Below are 18,608 nucleotides of genomic sequence, written 5' to 3'. Positions count from 1 at the left end.
CATGGCACAGGCAGCGCCGATCCTGTCCGTCCGGGATCTGTCCATCGTGTACAAGACCGGCCGCAGAACGAGCGTCACCGCGGCCGCCGACGTCTCCTTCGACCTCTACTCCGGCCAGTCGATGGCCCTGGTCGGCGAGTCCGGCTGCGGAAAGACCACCCTGGGCCTCGGCCTGCTGCGGCTTCTGCCCAGGCTCGGGGAGGTCTCCTCCGGCGAGATCGTCTACCGCCTCAAGGACGGCATGTCCCTCGACATCCTGCGCCTGTCCAAGGAGGACCTGCGCAGGTTCCGCTGGCACGAGGCCGCCATGGTCTTCCAGGGCGCGATGAACTCCTTCAACCCGGTCCTGCGCATCGGCGAGCACTTCACCGACACCCTGCGCTCGCACGAACCGGCACGGGGGCGCCGGACCCGCGCCGAGATCACCGAACGGGCCGAAGAGCTCCTGCGGATGGTGCGGCTGGAGCCCGCGCGGGTGCTGCGCAGCTTCCCGCACGAACTTTCCGGCGGGATGAAGCAGCGCATCCTCATCGCACTGGCGCTGGCTCTCGAACCGCAGGTGCTCGTCCTCGACGAGCCGACCACGGCCCTCGACATCCTCACCCAGCGGTCCATCGTCGAGCAACTCCACGAGCTGCGCGAACGCCTCGGCTTCGCGATGATCTTCATAACCCACGACCTCGGCCTGGCGGCGGAGCTCGCCGACCGGGTGGCCACCATGTACGCGGGGCGGATCATCGAGACCGGGACGGCCGAGGACGTCTTCTACGAACCCCGGCATCCCTACACCGTCGGCCTGATCAAGGCCGTGCCTCCGGTCGTCGGCGATCTTCCCGAGCTGTGCTCCATCCCCGGTTCGCCGCCGAGCCTGGCCTCCCTCCCCGGTGGGTGCTCCTTCCATCCGCGCTGCGGATACGCGCGCGACGAGTGCCTCGACACGCGCCCGGAACTGACCGTGCTGACGCCCCGCGCCCTCGACGAGGGCCACTCCGCGGCCTGCCTGCGCGCCGAGGAGATCGAGTACACCCGCAAGGTGGTGGCCCGTGCCTGAGCCGAAGATCCCCGATCCCCGCGAACCGTCACCCGGTGAGGCGCTGCTGGAACTGTCCGGTGTGGAGCAGACCTTCCACACCAAGCGCGGGGACGTACCCGCCGTCGCCGGGGTCGACCTGACCGTGCGCGCCGGGAAGGTGCTGTGCCTGGTCGGCGAGTCCGGTTGCGGGAAGACGACGACCGCGCGCGCCGCCGCCGGGCTGACCAAGCCGACCGCCGGCACCATCCGTTTCCGGGGCGCCGACATCGCCGGTCTCGACCGGGCGGGCCGGCAGACCTTCCGGGAGGCCGTCCAGTACATCCACCAGGACCCCTACGCCTCGCTCAACCCCGTCCGGACGGTCTACTCGACGGTGACGGCGGGGCTGCGGCGGCACGGCCGCGCCGCCGACCGGGCCGACGCCCGGCGGCGGGCCGCCGAGCTGCTGGAACGAGTCGACCTGACACCGGCGGAGTCCTACTTGGACAAGTACCCCCACCAGCTGTCCGGCGGCCAGCGGCAGCGCGTGGCGATCGCACGCGCACTGGCCATGGATTCACAGGTGCTCATCGCCGACGAGTCCACTTCGATGCTCGACGTGTCCATCCGCGTCAGCCTCCTCAACACCCTGGGGCGGCTGCGCGACGAACTCGACGTCGGCTTCCTGTTCATCACCCACGATCTCGCGGTGGCCAAGTACTTCGCCTGGGACGGCGACATCGCGGTCATGTACCTCGGCAGGATCGTCGAGCAGGGACCGACGCCGCGGATCATCAACGATCCGCAGCACCCCTACACCAAGGCGCTGATCTCGGCGGTGTGCGAGCCCGACCCGCGGCTGGCCCGCGCGAAGAAGGCCGTCACCCTGCGCAGCTCGGAGATCCCGAGCCTGACCGACCTGCCGAGCGGCTGCACCTTTCACCCCAGGTGTCCGCTGGCCGAGGCCGACACCTGCGAGACGGCCGCACCGCCGCTGGCCGTCCTCGACGGTGACTCGCGGCGGCTGGCCTGCCACGTGGTCGCACGGGACCACGAGCAGGCCGGAGTCGGCTGATGGCGGCCCTGCTCGCGCGCATGGGCCTCTACATGGCGATCTTCCTGACCGTCGTGCCCGCCTTGATGCTGCTCTTCTTGAACCCCCGGACGGCCGAGTTCGTCGTCACCGCGCTGACGCTCGGCATGGGCCTGTTCCTCGCTCTCATCTCCTCCCTTGCCCTGTATCGAGAAAGGAAGAGGCTGTGACCTCTCAGTTCGACATCTCCAGGCGTCGCCTGCTGCAACTCATGGGTCTGACCGCGGTCGCCGCGACCGGCGGGACCGCCCTGGTCGGCTGCGCCGCGGGCGACGACGACGACGGCGGCCAGAAGAGCGGCGGTGAGTTCACCGGCGTCTACGACTTCAACCGCGACACGCAGAACATGAACGTCGCCGACAACAACGGCGCGCTGCTCATGTCGTCGATCTACTCCGACCTGTTCATGACCACCGGCGCCATCTACGACTGGGCCGGCAAGACCTGGCTGTACCAGCTCATCGAGAGTTCGGCGTGGGAGGGCGACGTCCTGGTCATCAACGTTCGCAAGAACGTCAAGTGGAGCGACGGCACCGACGTGGTCGGCGCCGACTTCCACCAGACCTATGCCTCGCTGATCCTCAACACCCCCGCGTGGGGCGACGCCTGGCCGTTCGTGAAGAGCATCGAGGTCCCCGAGACCCACACCGTCAAGCTCACCTTCGAAAACCCCTACCCCGGCATCGAGCGGCCCGTGCTCAAGCAGCGGGTGTGGGCGAAGTCGAGCCACGGGGTCCTCGGCGACAAGGCGATCGCGATGCTCGCCGAGGGCGTCAAGAACGGCGACGACGAGCAGGTCGCGTTCAACGACGAACTGCTGGCGCTCAAGCCGACCGACTACGTGTGCAGCGGCCCGTTCAAGATCGACCTCGCGCAGAGCTCCGACACCGTGCTGACCCTGGTCAAGAACCCCGGCGGCTTCGCCTCGGACAAGGTCCGCTTCGACAAGGTGACGGTCTACAAGGGCGACAACAAGGCCGCCGCGCAGTTCCTGGTCGAGCGCAAACTCGACTACGCCACCAACGCCTTCACGCCCACCGAGCACGAGACCTTCGCCGCCGTCCCCGGGCTCGCCCTGCTGGAGACGCCCGGCTACGACGGTGCCGGGCTGATGTTCAACTACGCGGCCAAGCCCGAGCTCAAGGACGTCCGCGTCCGCAAGGCGCTGGCCTACGCCATCGACTTCGAGCAGGTCGGCAAGATCGCCCGGGGCAAGACCTTCTACGTCTCGAAGTACCACAACGGCCTGCCCGACGTGCACTCCGAGGAGCTGTTCGCCGCCGACCAGCTCGCCAAGTTCGAGGTCTTCGGCTTCGACACGGCCAAGGCCGAGGCGCTGCTCAACGAGGCCGGCTGGACCAAGAAGGACGGTGCGTGGCACCTCCCGAGCGGTGAGAAGGCCTCCTACGAGATCATCGGCGTCACCGGCTGGAACGACTTCGAGCTGACCGCGACGCAGGTCCAGGAGGCGTGGACGGCCTTCGGCATCGAGACGAAGGCCAGCAACGTCCCGGCCGACAACCCGTGGGGCATCTGGGGCTCGGGCTCCTTCGAGGTCGCCGTGCGCCACTGGGGCAACCCCTTCAACCCCGACTACTGGGGATCGGGCTTCACCAACTTCCAGCTCGAGAACGGCCGGACCGAGGAGGCGCCCGGCCAGATGCTCGACCTCAACATGACCAGCCCGACCCTCGGCGCGGTCGACGTCGAGGCCCTGATCCTGACCTCGAAGACCGCGCCCGACGCCGAGGCCCAGAAGGAGGCGTGCCGCAAGCTCGCCACGATCTTCAACGAGTTGCTGCCGAGGATCCCGATCTGGGGCTACAAGTACGTCAGCCCCGCCATCGAGGGCGTCCGCGTCGAGAAGTTCGACACCGCGCACACCACCAACAAGAACCAGGTCTACCAGGACAACCCGGTCATCCTGTCGGTCCTCGACGGAAGGCTCGGCCCGGCCTGACCGCTCGCGTCGCCCGATCCTCTCCTGGCGGGCGGCGCGGGCCGGCGGATCCCGGGGACGGCGGGCGCTCTGCCCGCCCGCCGTCCCCGCGGACGGACACCGCGCCCGCGTTCCCGACCGCAGTAGCCTCGCCCCCGCAGGTTTTCGTTATCCCGGCGTCCGCCGCAGGTCTCCCATGGCCGAAGCGAACGCCGACGACTGGACGGGGCATGGACCAACACAGCGATCGAACCGCGAGCACCGCGACCGTGACGGCCGCGCGATCGGGCGACCCGCGCGCCCGCGAGCGGCTGGTCGCCGCGTACCTGCCGCTGGTCTACAACGTGGTCGGGCGCGCGATGAACGGCCATCCCGACGTCGACGACGTCGTGCAGGAGACGATGCTCAAGGCCATCGACGGGCTCGGCCGCCTGCGCGACGCGGCGAGTTTCCGCTCATGGCTCATCGCCATCGCCATGAACGAGGTCCGCCGGCGCTGGTCGCACGCCCAGCGGGCGCCGCTGCCGGCCACCGACCGGGTCGGCGCCGCGCCCGATCCCGCCGGGGACTTCGTCGAGCTGTCGATCCTGCGGCTCGGCCTGTCCGCCCAGCGCCGGGAGATCGCCGAGGCGACCCGCTGGCTCGACGCCGACGACCGCGATCTGCTCGCCCTGTGGTGGCAGGAGAGCGCCGGCCGCCTCACCCGTGAGGAACTGGCCGCCGCCATGGACCTGACCACGGGCCACGCCGCCGTGCGGGTCCAGCGCATGAAGACCCAACTCGACCTCGCGCGGCAGATCGTGCGGGCACTGTCGGCGACGTGGCGCTGCGGTGAGCTGACCACCGTCGTGGCGACCTGGGACGGGCGGCCCTCGCCGCTGTGGCGCAAGCGCGTCGCGCGGCACGTGCGCGACTGCTCGCCGTGCTCGCGGTCGCGGGACGGGCTGGCTCCCGCCGAGCGGCTGCTCGCGGGGATGGCCCTGGTCCCGGTGCCCGCCGCCGACCTGGCGGTCGACCCGTCCCTGGTGGCCTCGGCTCCCGCGCGGCCGGGCTGGCTGCGGCCCGTGGCGGCCGTTGGCACACTGGCGGGCGTGGCCGCGCTCGTGCTGCTGTGGCCGTCGAAGGACCCCGCCCCGGAGGCTCCGCCGGCCGCGACACCGTCCGTCTCGGTCTCGGCGAGTCCCCCGCCGGCGCCCGCCGAGGCCGACCGGACCTCACCGGCCCCGGCGCCCGCGGAGACACGGCTGATCGAGGCGATCAACGCCCTGCGCGCCGACGCCGGGTGCGACGCCCTCGCCGAGGACCCCGAGCTGCGGGAGGCCGCGCGCCGGCACGCCGAGGACATGGCCGCACAAGGCTTCTTCGACCACACCGGCTCCGACGGATCCGACGCCGGCGAACGGATCACGGCCGCCGGCTACACGTGGGGCGGCTGGGCGGAGAACCTCTACCTCGGGTCGGCCGAGCCCGACGGCGCGGCCGGCGCCTGGATGGACAGCGCCGGCCACCGCGAGAACATGCTGGCCTGCGATTACACCGCCGCCGGCGCGGCGGCCGTGGACGGTCCGCAGGGGACGATCTGGGTGCTCGACCTGGCCCGCCCGGCCTGAGCGCGGCTCAGCGAGGGCTGCCGAAGACCTGCACCCACCACGGGCCGCCGCCGTCGAGGTTCACGCCGACGCCGAGGTGGTCGAAGTCGCAGTTGAGGATGTTGGCGCGGTGCCCGGGGCTGTCCATCCAGCCCCGCATCACCTGCTCGGCGTCGGCGGAGCCCTTGGCGATGTTCTCGCCCCAGCCGCTCCAGGCGTACCCGGCGGTGTCGAGGCGGTCCCCGGCGCTGCGTCCCTCCGGGCTGTCGTGGGCGAAGTAGTCGCGGGCGCCCATGTCGTCGGCGTGGGCCTGCGCCGCCGAGGTGACCTTCGCGTCGACGCGCAAGGCGCCGCAGCCGGCTTCGGCGCGCTCGTCGTTGACCAGCTCGGCGACACGGGCGGCGAACCGCGCGGCCTCTCCTCCGGCGGGCCCAGCCGGTCCGGGGTCGGCGGTCTCCTCGTCCTCGGGTTCGGCCGGCGGCTTCGTCTTCGGGGTGACCGTCGACGCCTCCGAGGAGGGAGCTGCCGACGACGGCTCCGGCACCGCCTCGGTTGGCGTGCTCCCGGAGGGGGACGCCGCCGAGGGCCGGGCGGTCTCACCGGGGTCGCCACCGAGGCCGAACAGCGCCGCGAGGCCCAGCGACACGGTCGCCGCCGCCGCGATGCCGGCGACCACGGCCCGGCGCGGGGAGACCCGCCGGGCGTGGCGCCCGCGTCCGGGCCTTGTCTCGGGGGGTGCGTCGTGGGGGTGGGGCATGGTGCTCCGCTCCGGCCGTCGATCGCCGGGAGGTCCGGCGTGACAGGAGACCGCCGGCGTGCGCGGCGATAACGCTTTCGGCCGCCGATTCTTTTTGCACCTAGTTGCAAAAAGGTCGGGACTGGGCTAAGAAAGACCCAGCGCCGACGTCCGAGGAGCACCGATGACCGACTACCCGCACCTGCTCAGGCCCCTCGACCTGGGCTTCACCACCCTGCCCAACCGGGTGGTCATGGGCTCCATGCACACCGGTCTCGAAGAGGCCCCCGGCGGCTTCGAGCGCATGGCGGCGTTCTACGCCGAACGCGCGCGCGGCGGCGTCGGCCTCATCATCACCGGCGGCATCGCCCCCAACGAAGAGGGCCGCCCCTACCCCGGCGGGGCGATGCTCACCACCGAGGCGACCGCCGCCGAGCACCGCGTGGTCACCGATGCCGTCCACGCCGAAGGCGGCCGGATCGCCATGCAGATCCTGCACTTCGGCCGCTACGCCTACCACCCCGAACTGGTCGCGCCCAGCCCCGTCCAGGCGCCGATCAGCCCCTTCCCGCCGCACGAACTCACCGGCGAGCAGGTCGAGCGGACCATCGACGACTTCGTCCGCTGCGCCGAACTGGCCAGGCTGGCCGGCTACGACGGCGTCGAGATCATGGGCTCCGAGGGCTACCTCATCAACGAGTTCATCGCCGCGCCCACCAACCGGCGCACCGACGAGTGGGGAGGCTCCTACGCCGCACGAATGCGCTTCCCGGTCGAGATCGTCCGGCGGGTGCGCGAGCATGTCGGCGCCGACTTCATCGTCGTCTACCGCCTGTCCATGCTCGACCTCATTCCGGGCGGGTCGACCTTCGACGAGGTCGTGACGCTCGCCGAAGCGATCGAGGAAGCCGGGGCGACCATCATCAACACCGGCATCGGCTGGCACGAGGCGCGCATCCCCACGATCGCCACCTCCGTCCCGCGCGGCGCCTACACGTGGGTCACCCGCAAGCTGATGGGCGCGGTGTCGATCCCCCTGGTGACCGGCAACCGGGTCAACACTCCCGAGCTGGCCGAACGCGTCCTCGCCGAGGGCCACGCCGATCTGGTGTCGATGGCGCGGCCGCTGCTGGCCGACGCCGCCTTCGTCGCCAAGGCGGCCTCCGGGGAGCCGGAGGCGATCAACACCTGCATCGGCTGCAACCAGGCGTGCCTCGACCACACCTTCGCGCTCAAGCTGACCTCGTGCCTGGTCAATCCGCGCGCGTGCCACGAGACCGAGCTGGTCCTCTCGCCGACCAGGCTCGCCAAGCGCGTCGCCGTCGTCGGCTCGGGACCCGCCGGCCTCGCCGCGGCCGTCACCGCCGCCGAGCGCGGGCACTCCGTGACGCTCTACGACGCCGCCGCGGTCGTCGGGGGCCAGCTCAACGTCGCGCGCGAGATCCCGGGCAAGCAGGAGTTCGACGAGACGCTGCGCTACTACCGGCACCGGCTCGAAACCCTGGGCGTCGCCGTGCGGCTCGGCACGCCCGCCACCGCCGGCCTGCTCGCCGCCGAGGGGCACGACGAGATCATCATCGCCACCGGTGTGACGCCCCGGGTTCCCGAGATCCCCGGTGTGGATCACCCCAGCGTGCTCGGCTACCTCGACGTACTGCGCGACAAGGCGCACGTCGGCCAGCGGGTGGCCATCATCGGCGCGGGCGGCATCGGCTTCGACGTCGCCGCCTACCTCACCGACACCGGGACGACCGCGACCACGGAGGCCTTCTTCGCGCAGTGGGGCGTCGACACCGGCCACCGCTCCCCCGGCGGCGTCACCGCGCCGGTGCGTGCGCCCAGCCCTCGCGAGGTGCATCTGCTCCAGCGCAAGGAAGGCAAGGTCGGGGCCGGTCTCGGCAAGACGACCGGCTGGATCCACCGCACCGAGCTGCGGCATCGCGGGGTCACCATGACCGCCGGGGTCGTCTACGACCGCATCGACGACGAGGGCCTGCACCTGTCCGCCGACGGGCGAAAGCGGATCCTCGCCGTCGACAACGTCATCCTGTGCGCGGGCCAGGAGCCCCGCCGCGACCTGCACGACGCCCTCGTCGCCCGCGGTCTGCGCCCGCATCTGATCGGCGGCGCCGACGTGGCCGCCGAGCTCGACGCCAAGCGCGCCATCGACCAGGGCACCCGCCTGGCCGCGGCGATCTAGTCTGGGCGCATGTCGCTGCCGCACGCGATCCTGACCGCCCTGCTGGAGAAGCCGTCCTCGGGGCTGGAGCTGACGCGGCGCTTCGACAAGTCGATCGGCTACTTCTGGCCGGCCACCCATCAGCAGATCTACCGCGAGCTGGGCCGGCTGGAGTCGGCGGGACTGATCGCCGCCGTGCCGCAGCCGCCGAGCCGCGGGCGGCGCAAGGAGTACGAGGTGCTCGCGGCGGGCACGGCGGAGCTGCGCGACTGGGTCGGGGAGAGTCAGGACCCGCGCCCGATCCGGGAGCCGCTGATGCTGCGGATGCGCGCGGCGGCCGTGGTCGGGTCGCGGGGACTTCGCGAGGAGCTGGCCCGCCATCTCGCGGTGCACCGCGCGCAGCTGGCCGAGTACCGCTCGATCGAGGAGCGAGACTTCCCCGATGGCGCCGGGAGCGAGGCCGAACGACTCCAGCGCCTGGTGCTGCGTGCCGGGACGGAGCTGGAATCGTTCTGGATCGCCTGGCTCACCGGAGCCATCGACGAACTGGGTTAGGGCTCGTCCGCTGGGTCTTGCGGGTGCGAGGCGGAGCTCATTCTTCTTCTGGCCAGACGTTTTGCGGTCCTGGTACCGGAGTTTTACTCGGGCCGCAAAACGGCGCCGCCAGGGCGACCTGTGCTCCAAAGAACGCTGAGCCCGTCGCAGCCCCGCAGTGATCCACCGGACACGCCCTAGGCCTTCAGGCGGAGCTCAAGGCCGTCGAGGAAGGTCGCCAGCCCGAACTCGAAGCTGCCGTCGGCGGCGGCGGCGTTGTAGTCGGCCGAAGCCGTCTCCAAGCGGGCGCGCAGTCGCGGGAAGCGCGTGGCGATCGCGCTCGCCTCGGCGATGGTCTCGCGCATCCGCTCCTCGGGGTCGCCGCCGTCCACGCCGATTCGGCGGCTCAGCGCGATCGTGGCCGAGGCGCCGACGGCGCTGCCGAGAGCGAGCATGAAGGTCGCGGCGGCCGCCCGGTCGGCCTCGGCGCCGCTCAGGCCGGCGGCCTCGTAGACGGCGAGCAGGTGTTCGTCGTGCCGGCTCTTGCCGGGGCCGTAGTGCAGGTATCCCGCCAGTGCCTGAACCAGCCACGGGTGCCGGGTGAGCATCGCGTGGAGTCCGGTGGCCATGTCGACGGCCGCCGCACGCCAGTCGAGCCCGTCGAGATCGGGGAGTTCGATCTCGTTCCATACCTCGTCGGCGGCCAGCCGCACCAGGTTGTCCTTGCTCTTGACATGCCAGTACATCGCCGTGGCCGCCGCGTCGAGGCGCTTGCCCAGTCCCCGCATGTTGAGCCCGTCGAGTCCTTCGGCGTCCAGCAGCTCGATGGCCGTGCGCACGATCTGCTCGGCGGTGAGTGTCGATTTCGGCATGGGCTCAGCCTACGGCCTCACTTGAACTTAGTTCGACCCTGACTTGCACTTAGTTCAAGTACCGGTCTACAGTTCTGCCCACACCCCCACTTGAACTAAGTTCAAGAGCCTGAGGAGCCCGCCGTGAACATCGTCATCGCCGCCTGCCAGATCCTGATCGCCCTCGCCTTCGTGAGCATCCCGATGGTCCGGGCCCGCTACGGGCCGCGCGCACAGGCCGCCGCCGAGGCCGAGCTGACCCGCCAGGGCATCCGCCCGCAGGTCCTCGGTGAGAACAAGCTCCGCTTCGACGCCGGCGGCCACGAGACCGCCGTCCCGGTGACCGTCGCGGCGATCATGGCCGCGGTGGCCGCCCTCAATCTGCTGGACTCGTCCTGGGCCGCGCCGGGCACGTGGCTCTTCCAGTCGCTGGTGCTGCTGGGCAACCTCGCCATCCTCTACAGCAACATCACCGCGGTGAAGTCGGTCGAGGCGGCCTTCGCCAAGCGCGGCGACGCCGAACTCGCCCGCGTCGACGTCAGGGCCTTCCTGACCGCCGCCGAGAACGCCTTCCCCGCCTGGGTGTTCCCCTGGCTGCAGAACCTCCGCCACGTCATCGTCTTCGGCGCCTCGATCGCGGCCCTGCTCCTCACCGCTAACGGGTGACCCGACGCCCCTGAGCCCCGGCCTCGGCCGGGGCTCAGGGGCGTTCACCGCCGAGGCGGGAATGCCACCCGCCCGGCCTCGGTTACCGCTCAGGGGAGACTTTTTCCGAAAGGGCGTTCATGTCAGCCGACACCGCGGTCCCGGCCACACGCCGACGTTCGCTTCGACCCCTTCTGTTCGCGGGAACCCTCACGCTGGTACTCGGCCTTCTGTTCGGCCTTCCCTGGTGGACGATCGTCCTGTCCGCCGGATGGCCGGCGCCGGTCACCGCCGCCGGAACCGTCGTCGCCGCACTCGCGCTGCTCGCCTTCCCCGTGCTGATGTACCGCGGGCACTTCCGCGGAAACGACTTCGCCTCGCGCGTCGCCGACACCCTCCTCGGCGTCATCTGGGTGCTGTTCGCCTGGTCCGCCATCGGCCACGTCCTCTACTTCGCACTGCTGCTCGGCGGCGCCGGCGCGACGACCGCCGGGCGCGCCATGGCCGTCTCGGTCCTGGCGGTCTCGGCCGTACTGGTCGTCTGGGGCTACGCCGAGGCCATGCGCGTTCCCCGGGTCAAGCGCGTCGACATCACCGTGCCCCGCCTCGGACCCGGCCTCGACGGCACCCGCGTCGTCCTCATCACCGACACCCACTACGGGCCCATCGACCGCGCCGGATGGTCGCGGAAGGTCACCGCCGCCGTCAACGAACTCGACGCCGACATCGTCTGCCACACCGGCGACATCGCCGACGGCACCGTCGCCATGCGCCTTGAGCAGGCGGCACCGCTGGCCGACATCCGCGCCCGGCTCGCCCGCGGGTACGTCACCGGCAACCACGAGTACATCGGCCGCGGCGGCCAGAGCTGGCTCGACCACATGACCGAGCTCGGCTGGCAGTCGCTGCACAACCGGCACACCGTCATCGAGCGCGGCGGCGACCGCCTCGTGCTCGCCGGCATCGACGACGCCACCGCGCGCTCCTCGGGCAGCCCCGGCCACGGCGCCGACATCGACGCCGCCCTGTCCGGCGCCGACCCCGAGCTGCCGGTCCTCCTGCTCGCCCACCAGCCCAAACAGGTCACCGACGCGGTCTCACACGGCGTCGACCTGCAACTGTCCGGGCACACCCACGGCGGGCAGATCTGGCCCTTCCACCTGCTGGTCCTGCTCGACCAGCCCGCGCTGGCCGGCCTCAGCCGGCACAGCGAGCGCACCCAGCTCTACACCAGCCGGGGCGCCGGGTTCTGGGGACCGCCGCTGCGGGTCTTCGCGCCCAGCGAGATCGCGCTGCTGACGCTGCGCTCGGGGGGCTAGGGGCCGGCACGCGCCGCGCGCTCGACCGGCGAGCGGCCGTCAAGAGTTCCGCACTGGGCGACGCCGGGGATCGCCGCCTGTACCTCGCCGAGCCGTCACCGGCGTGGCGGCGGCTGCTGAAGTCGGCCGGCTGCCCCGCCGCCGCCCGCGCGACGCTCCCGGTGAGCCCGCGGCGGGCATAGGATCGCGCGATGCGGATCCTGCTCATCGGCGGCACCCGGTTCGTCGGACGGCACATCGCCGCCGCCGCGCTGGCCGCCGGACACGAGGTCACCCTTCTCCATCGCGGCCGTACCGGCAACGACGTCTTCGGCGACAAGGCCCGCCACCTGCTCGCCGACCGCGACGATCCCGAGGCCCTCGCCACCGCCCTCGCCGGCGGTGAGTGGGACGCCACCGTCGACGTCTGCGCCTACTTCCCCCGCCAGGTGCGCGGCCTCGCCGACGCGCTCGGCGGCCGGGGCGGCCGGCACGTGCTGATCTCGTCGTCCTCGGTCTACGACCCCGAAGGGCCCGGTTTCACCGAGGACGGACGTGTCCACCGGCTCGAAGGACCCGAGCCGGCCGAGGTGACCGAGGCCAACTACGGCGGCCTGAAGGTGCTGTGCGAGCGCGACGCCGCCGACCGGCACGGCGAGTCCACCCTGATCCTGCGGCCGACGTACATCGTCGGACCTTGGGACCCCTACGGCAGGCTCGACCACTGGGCGCACCGGATCGCGCGCGGCGGAGAGGTGCTCGCGCCCGGCGCCCCGGGCGCGCCCATCCAGGTCGTCGACCCGCGCGACATCGCCGCCTTCACCCTCGACTGTCTCGACACCGGCCACGCCGGGACCTTCCACCTGGTCGGCGGCTCGGCCGAGTACACCTTCGCCGACCTCCTCGAAGACGTGCGCCGTGGCGTCGGCGAACCGGAGGTCGAGTTCACCTGGGTCGCCGACGAATTCCTCATCGACGCCGGTGTGACCGCCGAGTCGCTGCCCATGTGGTCGCGGGGCGATCGGGCCGAGGACCTGTGCAGCACCGCCGACCCGGGCGCCTCGCTGCGCGCGGGCCTCAACGTGCGGCCGGTCGCGTCGATCGCGCGTGATGTCCTCACCGTCGGCACGGCGCCCGCGACGGCGCTGACCGCCGAGCGCGAGGCCGAACTCCTGGCGCGGTGGCACTCTCGCTGACTCTCGCGCCTGCCCCGTCTCCCCCGGCGCGGAGTCGCGAATGGACGATTCCGGCTGCGGTCCGCCTCCGTGTCTGATCTCATGATCAGCGAACGGAGGGGGCCATGTTCACCGAGATCCTCGGGCTTCCCGCGCACCCCTTGTGGGTGCACGCGCCGGTGGTGCTCGTGCCGTTGCTGGCGCTGCTGTCGGCCGTCTACGCCCTCGTCCCCGGATGGCGGAACCACACCGGCTGGGCCGCGGTCACCCTGTCGGTGGTCGCGCCGCTCGCCGCCGGCGGAGCGGTGCTCTCCGGCGGCGAATTCCTCGCCACCCGTTACGCCGGCAACGCCCCCGCCGACCTGCTGACGCACCGCGACTTCGGCACCCTCACCTTCTGGTGCGCACTCGCTCTGGGCGTGGTCACGGTGGCCTTCGTGCTCCTCACCCGCATGCGCGAGCGCGGGGGCGCGACTCCGTCGTGGGTGCTCATCGCCATCGAATCGGCCCTGCTGATCCTCGCGGCAGCCTCGATGTACTTCGTCATCCGCACCGGCCACACCGGTGCGACATCGGTATGGGAGACCTCATGACGCACTACTCGCCCGACCGGGCGCGCCGGAACTTCCTCAAGGGCGTCGGCGCGGCGGGCGCGATCGGCACCGCCGGCCTGCTCGCCGCCTGCGGAGGAGGCGATCCGTACAGCGGCTCCGACCCGGACGAGCCGGCCACCGGCGCCCCGAACGGCAGCGGCTCCTCCGGCGATCAGGGGTCGGGCACGCCGCTGACCACGACGGCCGCCGTCCCGGTCGGCGGTGGCACTATCTTCGCCGACAAGAAGGTCGTGGTCACCCAGCCCGCGGCGGGTGACTTCAAGTGCTTCAGCGCGGTGTGCACCCACCAGGGATGCACGGTCTCCTCGGTCACCGAGACGGGCATCGAGTGCGCCTGCCACGGCAGCGTCTTCTCCGTCGACGACGGGAGCGTCCTCTCCGGGCCGGCGAGCTCGCCCCTGCCCGCCGAGACCATCACCGTCGACGGCGACTCCATCACGCTCGGCTGACGACCGGCACTCGCGAACCGCTCGCCCAGGGGTTCTCGGGTTCGCTGCGGTTCGAGGCTCGTGTCGTTCGCGACCCGGGCCGGTAAAGACATAACTAATTCTTATCCACCGACACTGTCCCCATGCGACGGCTGTCGTGCACACGAAATCGGTCGGCGAGGGCACGGAGGCGCCCCGATCGCGGCTCCTCAGATGACCGGGTGCCCCGTCGGCCTCAGCCCTCGCCGCCGCGGGCGGCCCGGATCCTGTCGCGGTACCAGCCGAAGGAGGTCTTCGGGATGCGCTCCCCCGTGGTGTAGTCGAGGTAGGCGAGCCCGAAGCGCTTGGTGAAGCCCTCCGCCCACTCGAAGTTGTCCGTCAGCGACCACACGAAATAGCCCCGCACGTCGGCACCGGCCTCGATCGCGCCGGCCACCGCGTCGAGATGCCCCGACAGATAGCGCACCCGGTCCGGGTCGTCGCAGCGACCGTCCTCGTCGACCACGTCGTCGTAGGCGCAGCCGTTCTCGGTGACGACCAGGGGCGGCAGCGCGTCGCCGTAGCGGTCGCCGAGATCGCGCAGCACCTCACCCAGACCTTCGGGCGCCACGGCCCAGCCGAACGCGGTCCGCGGGTAGCCCTCGGGCGCGACGACCTCCAGCGGGATCGGCCCGTCGACGGCGCGCACGGCGTTGATCGCGTAGTAGTTCACGCCCCACCGGTCCACCGGGCTCGCGATGAGCTCCAGGTCGCCCTCGCGCACGAAGGGCTCGACGAGCGGCGCGACCTCCTCGGGATAGGCGCCCAGCAGCAGCGGCTCGGTGAACAGACGGTTCTGGAGCACGTCATAGAGCGCCGCGACGGTGCGGTCGGCGTCGGACTCCGAGGCCGGCCGCGCCGGGGCGTAGCTGTTGATCGACATGATCGACGCGGCGCCCGCCTCCCGCAGTACCCGCACGCCGTTTCCGTGCGCCAGCAGCAGATGGTGCGCGACCGCGAAGGCCTCGTCGAGCGGCAGGGTCAGTCCGGGGGCGTGCTCGCCCGTCACGTGGCCGAGCATGCAGTGCTCGAAGGGCTCGTTGAAGGTCGACCAGGTCGCCACGCGGTCGCCTAGCCTTCCGGCGACGATCCCGGCGTACTCGGCGTAGCGGGCGACGGTGTCCCGATCGCGCCAGCCGCCCTCGTCCTGCGCCCACTGCGGCAGGTCCCAGTGGTACAGGTTCACCACCGGAGCGACACCGCGTTCCAGGAGAGCGTCGGTGAGCCGCTCGTAGAAGTCGAGGCCGGCGGCGTTGGGCTTGCCGGATGCCTCGGGGACCACACGCGACCAGGACGTCGAGAAGCGGTAGGCGCCGACCCCGAGCTCACCGAGCAGCGCCAGATCCTCCGGCCAGCGGTGGTAGTGGTCGCAGGTCACGTCGGCGTCGGAGCCGTCGGCGATGGTCCCGGGCCGATGGGCGAAGGTGTCCCAGATGGAGGGGGTCCGGCCGTCGGCGTCGACGGCGCCCTCGATCTGCTGCGCGGCGGTCGAGACGCCCCAGACGAAGTCGCGCGGAAACCCGGTCAAGGAAACCCCCTCAAGTTCGCCGGCCGATCCGTTCGGGCAACTACACACCTTCGCGGACCGCTTGTCCAGTGGCCGTGCGGCCGAAGCCTTGACACGCCCCTGCCGTTGCCCCATCCTTTCGGCACCACGTGGCGGGACGACCGCCGGCAACAGAGGAGTCGCGCATGGCGGCCACCCCCACGTCCCCCGGCGCTCCGGACACCGCGACCGGCGAGCCGACCGCCCCGATCCCCCGCCGCTGGGTGACCTACTGGACGCTGGCGAACTTCGGCGTCTTCCTCGCCTTCTACGCCTCGCAGCAGATCCTGATCCCCCGGCACGCCGGCGAGGTCACCGCCGACGACGCCGGATCGGTCTGGGCGCAGAGCGTGGCCAACATCGCCGCCGCGGCGGTCGGCGTGGTCGTGCCGATCATCGTCGGCGTCATGTCCGACCGCACCACGCATTCCCGCGGACGCCGCCAGATCTGGGTGGCGGCCGGAGTCGTCATCGCCGCGGTCGGCCTGATCCTGCAGGGCACGCAGCAGACGGTGCCCGGCCTGGTGCTGATGTGGGCCTTCACGCAGATCGGGCTGTCGGCCTCGACGGCCGCGCTGAACGCCGCCGTCCCCGACGAGGTCCCGGTCGCCCAGCGGGCAACCGTGTCCGCCTGGTTCGGGGTCGCGCAGTCCCTGGGGCCGCTGATCGGGATCGCGCTGGTCGCGACGGTCCTGACCGGGATCCTCCCCGCCTACCTGGCGATGGCCCTCCTCCTCGCGCTGTTCGCACTCCCCTTCGCGCTGCGGACCCGTGGTGCCGTGCTGCCTCCCGGGCGGATGCCGAAGGCGACGGTCGGCTCGGTCCTTGCGGGCATCATCGCGCCGCTGCGGCACTCGGACTTCGCCTGGGCGTGGGCGGGGCGCTTCCTGATCCAGCTGTCGAACGCCCTCGGCCAGATCTACCTGTACCAGTACCTCAAGGACCGGGTCGGCTTCGATCCCGACCTGGGCACCCTGATCCTCGTCGTGGTCTACGCCGTGTCGGTCACCGCCGCCGCACTGCCGACGGGCCGCATCTCCGACCGCACCGGCCGCCGCAAACGGATGATCGTCATCGCCTCGGTGCTTCAGGGCGCGGCCGGTCTCCTGTTCGCCTTCGTCCCGACCATGCCCGCCGCCATAGCCGGAGCTGCGATCCTAGGGATCGGCTACGGCTCCTACATCGCCGTCGACCAGGCCCTGGTCACGCAGGTGCTGCCGCGGCCCGAGCACCGAGGCAAGGACCTCGGCGTCATCCAGATCGCCAATACCGTCCCGTACGTGTTCGCCGCCGCCGTCGGAGGTTTCGTCATCAACGAACTCGGCGGCTACGTCACCCTGTACCTGCTCGTGCTGGCCACCGCCGTCGTCGCCGCCTTGTGCGTCAAGCCGATCAAGGGCGTGCGCTGACCGCCGCTCAGTCGATCGCGGCGACGTAGAGCCAGCGCCCGCCCTCGCGAACGAAGCGGCTGTCCTCCTCGACGACCCCGGCGTGCCCGTCCTCGACGTAGTGCGCCCGGAAGTGGACCGTGCCCTCCTTGTCGAACAGGCCCCCGCCGGTCGTGCCGAGGATTTCGAGCCGGGTGAAGCGCGTTCCGGGATCGAGGTCGATGCGGCCGGGCCGGCCCGACGCGTGCCAGGTCCGGCGCAGGTAGGGCGCGTCGCCGATGGCGAAAGCGGTGAACCGCGAGCGCATGAGCAGTTCGGCGGTGGGCGCCTCCTGCCCTTGGCGGTGCCAGCGGCCGCAGCATTCGGAGTAGGGGACGCCCAGGCCGCAGGGGCAGGCTTCGCGAGACTGTTGCATGCCGACATGATCGCCCAGCCGCTCGCGGGCCGGTTCGGCTGGTGCGCTATCCGGCGATGTGAACGAGGGCGGTGCGGTGCGCGCCCACGAGGAGCAGGACGGAGTCGCCCTCGCCCTCCAGGACCGAGGCGAGGGGGAGGTTCCCGGCGTAGGCGAGAACGGGTGGGGTCGCGGCCGATCCCGTGGTCTCGGTGACGATCGTTTCGAGGAGGTCGCGGGCGAGGTGGGAGACGAGTTCGTCGCCGGGGATCTCGGGCATGTCGGCGTCGAACTCCCAGAGCAGGGTCTGCGCGCGGGCGACGGCGACCAGGTTCTCCTCCGACTCGGTGAGCGCGGCCTCCAGCGCGCCGGTGCCGACAGGCCGCAGGACGCCGTCGTCCTCGTCGTCGGCGATCGCCCAGTCGGTGCCGGTCCAGGCCGCGCGGAAGGCGGCGTCGGGGTCGGCGACGTCCAGGTCGGCGCCGTGGGTTCCAAGGGCGACGTCGAAGGTGACGGTGTCGGTGTTGTTGATCCGGAGGAACTCGGCGAGCAGCGTCGCGGCGCAGGCGATCCGGTGCTCCGGCGCGGCCTCGACGGGGGAGGCGTCCACCGCGGGGATGAGCGCGAGGCGGGTCGTGCGCTTGCCGGAGCGGGCGAGGAGATGCAGTTCGCCGTCGAGGGCGGGACCGCCCGGTTCGGCGGCGACGTTGATCCGCAGGAGGTCCGTGGCGTCGGCGGTCAGGTATCCGGCGAGCAGGCCGGCCAGCGCCCGGCCGCGGCGGTCGAGTGCGCCGGGTCGGGTCTCCAGTGCGCCGATGATCAGTTCGTACGCCCGCCGCGCGCCGTTGTCGGGGACTCCCCAGGAGGCGTGGAGAGGGCTGGTGGACGTTTCGGCGGGGTCGTGGACGTCGAAACGTTCGGCGGTGAGCGGGTGGCGCCGACCGCCGGGGACGGGGAAGGTCGCGGGGAAGGAACCGTGTCGCGACACCTCCTCCGGGGACGGCGCGGTCGTCCAATCCTCCACATAGGAGGCAGGCGCCTCGCCGTCGATCAAGCTCAGGCGCGTGTGCGGCAGCCATCGGGTGAACAAGTGCTCGACGGCCCGGATCGGGTCGATGTGGAGTTCGGTGCCCATCGTTCGCCTTCTC

General features: G+C 71.6%; 18 protein-coding genes. 13 read left to right on the top strand and 5 right to left on the bottom strand.

Annotated elements, in window-relative coordinates; genetic code table 11:
* The first annotated feature begins 1 nt into the window (after position 1).
* From AB0I28_RS00460 to AB0I28_RS00440, 5 genes are all read left to right on the top strand, one after another.
* Positions 2-1,051: an ABC transporter ATP-binding protein gene (locus tag AB0I28_RS00460; RefSeq protein ID WP_357488509.1), complete on the top strand. Its 1,050-nt coding sequence runs from the start codon at positions 2-4 to the stop codon at positions 1,049-1,051.
* Complete coding sequence (locus AB0I28_RS00455; protein WP_357488508.1) at positions 1,044-2,087, top strand: ABC transporter ATP-binding protein; 1,044 nt, start codon at positions 1,044-1,046, stop codon at positions 2,085-2,087. Before AB0I28_RS00460 ends, AB0I28_RS00455 begins: the two co-directional genes overlap by 8 nt.
* Positions 2,087-2,275 carry a hypothetical protein gene (locus AB0I28_RS00450; RefSeq protein WP_357488507.1) on the top strand — a complete coding sequence of 63 codons (189 nt, stop codon included), beginning with the start codon at positions 2,087-2,089 and terminating at the stop codon, positions 2,273-2,275. Before AB0I28_RS00455 ends, AB0I28_RS00450 begins: the two co-directional genes overlap by 1 nt.
* Positions 2,272-4,065, top strand: coding sequence for an ABC transporter substrate-binding protein (locus AB0I28_RS00445; protein ID WP_357488506.1), 1,794 nt, complete (start codon positions 2,272-2,274; stop codon positions 4,063-4,065). The genes AB0I28_RS00450 and AB0I28_RS00445 overlap by 4 nt, the downstream gene beginning before the upstream one ends.
* A gap of 209 nt (positions 4,066-4,274) precedes the next feature.
* Positions 4,275-5,654, top strand: coding sequence for a sigma-70 family RNA polymerase sigma factor (locus AB0I28_RS00440; RefSeq protein WP_357488505.1), 1,380 nt, complete (start codon positions 4,275-4,277; stop codon positions 5,652-5,654).
* 7 nt (positions 5,655-5,661) lie between these two features.
* Here AB0I28_RS00440 and AB0I28_RS00435 read toward each other — a convergent pair whose 3' ends face one another.
* Positions 5,662-6,390, bottom strand: a complete 729-nt coding sequence (locus AB0I28_RS00435; protein ID WP_357488504.1) for a CAP domain-containing protein — start codon at positions 6,388-6,390, stop codon at positions 5,662-5,664.
* Positions 6,391-6,553: 163 nt separating this feature from the next.
* On the opposite strand from AB0I28_RS00435, the gene AB0I28_RS00430 reads away from it, so the two are divergent.
* Positions 6,554-8,569, top strand: a complete 2,016-nt coding sequence (locus AB0I28_RS00430; RefSeq protein ID WP_357488503.1) for an NADPH-dependent 2,4-dienoyl-CoA reductase — start codon at positions 6,554-6,556, stop codon at positions 8,567-8,569.
* A gap of 9 nt (positions 8,570-8,578) precedes the next feature.
* Complete coding sequence (locus AB0I28_RS00425) at positions 8,579-9,103, top strand: PadR family transcriptional regulator (RefSeq protein WP_357488502.1); 525 nt, start codon at positions 8,579-8,581, stop codon at positions 9,101-9,103.
* 176 nt (positions 9,104-9,279) lie between these two features.
* Here AB0I28_RS00425 and AB0I28_RS00420 read toward each other — a convergent pair whose 3' ends face one another.
* A complete protein-coding gene (locus tag AB0I28_RS00420) occupies positions 9,280-9,954 on the bottom strand; it encodes a TetR/AcrR family transcriptional regulator C-terminal domain-containing protein (protein ID WP_357488501.1) in 675 nt (224 codons plus the stop codon).
* Between the two features lie 123 nt (positions 9,955-10,077).
* On the opposite strand from AB0I28_RS00420, the gene AB0I28_RS00415 reads away from it, so the two are divergent.
* The 5 genes from AB0I28_RS00415 (at position 10,078) to AB0I28_RS00395 (ending at position 14,114) form a co-directional block, all read left to right on the top strand.
* A complete protein-coding gene (locus tag AB0I28_RS00415) occupies positions 10,078-10,599 on the top strand; it encodes a hypothetical protein (protein ID WP_357488500.1) in 522 nt (173 codons plus the stop codon).
* A 119-nt stretch (positions 10,600-10,718) separates the two neighbouring features.
* Positions 10,719-11,897 carry a metallophosphoesterase gene (locus AB0I28_RS00410; RefSeq protein WP_357488499.1) on the top strand — a complete coding sequence of 393 codons (1,179 nt, stop codon included), beginning with the start codon at positions 10,719-10,721 and terminating at the stop codon, positions 11,895-11,897.
* Between the two features lie 191 nt (positions 11,898-12,088).
* Positions 12,089-13,072, top strand: coding sequence for an NAD-dependent epimerase/dehydratase family protein (locus AB0I28_RS00405; RefSeq protein ID WP_357488498.1), 984 nt, complete (start codon positions 12,089-12,091; stop codon positions 13,070-13,072).
* Between the two features lie 104 nt (positions 13,073-13,176).
* The gene (locus AB0I28_RS00400) at positions 13,177-13,644 is read left to right on the top strand and encodes a DUF2231 domain-containing protein (protein WP_357488497.1); all 468 of its coding nucleotides are present in this window, start codon (positions 13,177-13,179) and stop codon (positions 13,642-13,644) included.
* Positions 13,641-14,114 carry a Rieske (2Fe-2S) protein gene (locus tag AB0I28_RS00395; protein WP_357488496.1) on the top strand — a complete coding sequence of 158 codons (474 nt, stop codon included), beginning with the start codon at positions 13,641-13,643 and terminating at the stop codon, positions 14,112-14,114. Before AB0I28_RS00400 ends, AB0I28_RS00395 begins: the two co-directional genes overlap by 4 nt.
* Before the next feature lie 214 nt (positions 14,115-14,328).
* Here AB0I28_RS00395 and AB0I28_RS00390 read toward each other — a convergent pair whose 3' ends face one another.
* Complete coding sequence (locus tag AB0I28_RS00390) at positions 14,329-15,660, bottom strand: GH1 family beta-glucosidase (RefSeq protein WP_357488495.1); 1,332 nt, start codon at positions 15,658-15,660, stop codon at positions 14,329-14,331.
* Positions 15,661-15,824: 164 nt separating this feature from the next.
* On the opposite strand from AB0I28_RS00390, the gene AB0I28_RS00385 reads away from it, so the two are divergent.
* Positions 15,825-17,087 (top strand): MFS transporter, encoded by a 1,263-nt coding sequence (locus AB0I28_RS00385; RefSeq protein ID WP_357488494.1) that lies wholly within the window; start codon positions 15,825-15,827, stop codon positions 17,085-17,087.
* Positions 17,088-17,094: 7 nt separating this feature from the next.
* Here AB0I28_RS00385 and AB0I28_RS00380 read toward each other — a convergent pair whose 3' ends face one another.
* Together AB0I28_RS00380 and AB0I28_RS00375 are read right to left on the bottom strand one after the other, a co-directional pair.
* The gene (locus tag AB0I28_RS00380) at positions 17,095-17,481 is read right to left on the bottom strand and encodes a YchJ family metal-binding protein (RefSeq protein ID WP_357488493.1); all 387 of its coding nucleotides are present in this window, start codon (positions 17,479-17,481) and stop codon (positions 17,095-17,097) included.
* 46 nt (positions 17,482-17,527) lie between these two features.
* Positions 17,528-18,595 (bottom strand): hypothetical protein, encoded by a 1,068-nt coding sequence (locus AB0I28_RS00375; RefSeq protein WP_357488492.1) that lies wholly within the window; start codon positions 18,593-18,595, stop codon positions 17,528-17,530.
* Positions 18,596-18,608: the final 13 nt, after the last annotated feature.

Origin of the sequence: Phytomonospora sp. NPDC050363 (genome assembly GCF_040655735.1) — a bacterium.
Taxonomy (GTDB): Bacteria; Actinomycetota; Actinomycetes; order Mycobacteriales; family Micromonosporaceae; genus Phytomonospora.
The sequence above is the reverse complement of the archived record's forward strand: the minus strand, read 5'-3'. Positions and strand labels throughout refer to the sequence as shown.

Excerpts from the sequence above, each read along its gene's own strand:
- AB0I28_RS00375 (WP_357488492.1), bottom strand. The coding sequence starts at position 18,595 with ATGGGCACCGAACTCCACATCGACCCGATCCGGGCCGTCGAGCACTTG.
- AB0I28_RS00380 (WP_357488493.1), bottom strand. The coding sequence starts at position 17,481 with ATGCAACAGTCTCGCGAAGCCTGCCCCTGCGGCCTGGGCGTCCCCTAC.
- AB0I28_RS00425 (WP_357488502.1), top strand. The coding sequence starts at position 8,579 with ATGTCGCTGCCGCACGCGATCCTGACCGCCCTGCTGGAGAAGCCGTCC.
- AB0I28_RS00435 (WP_357488504.1), bottom strand. The coding sequence starts at position 6,390 with ATGCCCCACCCCCACGACGCACCCCCCGAGACAAGGCCCGGACGCGGG.
- AB0I28_RS00460 (WP_357488509.1), top strand. The coding sequence starts at position 2 with ATGGCACAGGCAGCGCCGATCCTGTCCGTCCGGGATCTGTCCATCGTG.
- AB0I28_RS00400 (WP_357488497.1), top strand. The coding sequence starts at position 13,177 with ATGTTCACCGAGATCCTCGGGCTTCCCGCGCACCCCTTGTGGGTGCAC.
- AB0I28_RS00430 (WP_357488503.1), top strand. The coding sequence starts at position 6,554 with ATGACCGACTACCCGCACCTGCTCAGGCCCCTCGACCTGGGCTTCACC.
- AB0I28_RS00440 (WP_357488505.1), top strand. The coding sequence starts at position 4,275 with ATGGACCAACACAGCGATCGAACCGCGAGCACCGCGACCGTGACGGCC.
- AB0I28_RS00395 (WP_357488496.1), top strand. The coding sequence starts at position 13,641 with ATGACGCACTACTCGCCCGACCGGGCGCGCCGGAACTTCCTCAAGGGC.
- AB0I28_RS00450 (WP_357488507.1), top strand. The coding sequence starts at position 2,087 with ATGGCGGCCCTGCTCGCGCGCATGGGCCTCTACATGGCGATCTTCCTG.
- AB0I28_RS00385 (WP_357488494.1), top strand. The coding sequence starts at position 15,825 with ATGGCGGCCACCCCCACGTCCCCCGGCGCTCCGGACACCGCGACCGGC.
- AB0I28_RS00410 (WP_357488499.1), top strand. The coding sequence starts at position 10,719 with ATGTCAGCCGACACCGCGGTCCCGGCCACACGCCGACGTTCGCTTCGA.
- AB0I28_RS00405 (WP_357488498.1), top strand. The coding sequence starts at position 12,089 with ATGCGGATCCTGCTCATCGGCGGCACCCGGTTCGTCGGACGGCACATC.
- AB0I28_RS00420 (WP_357488501.1), bottom strand. The coding sequence starts at position 9,954 with ATGCCGAAATCGACACTCACCGCCGAGCAGATCGTGCGCACGGCCATC.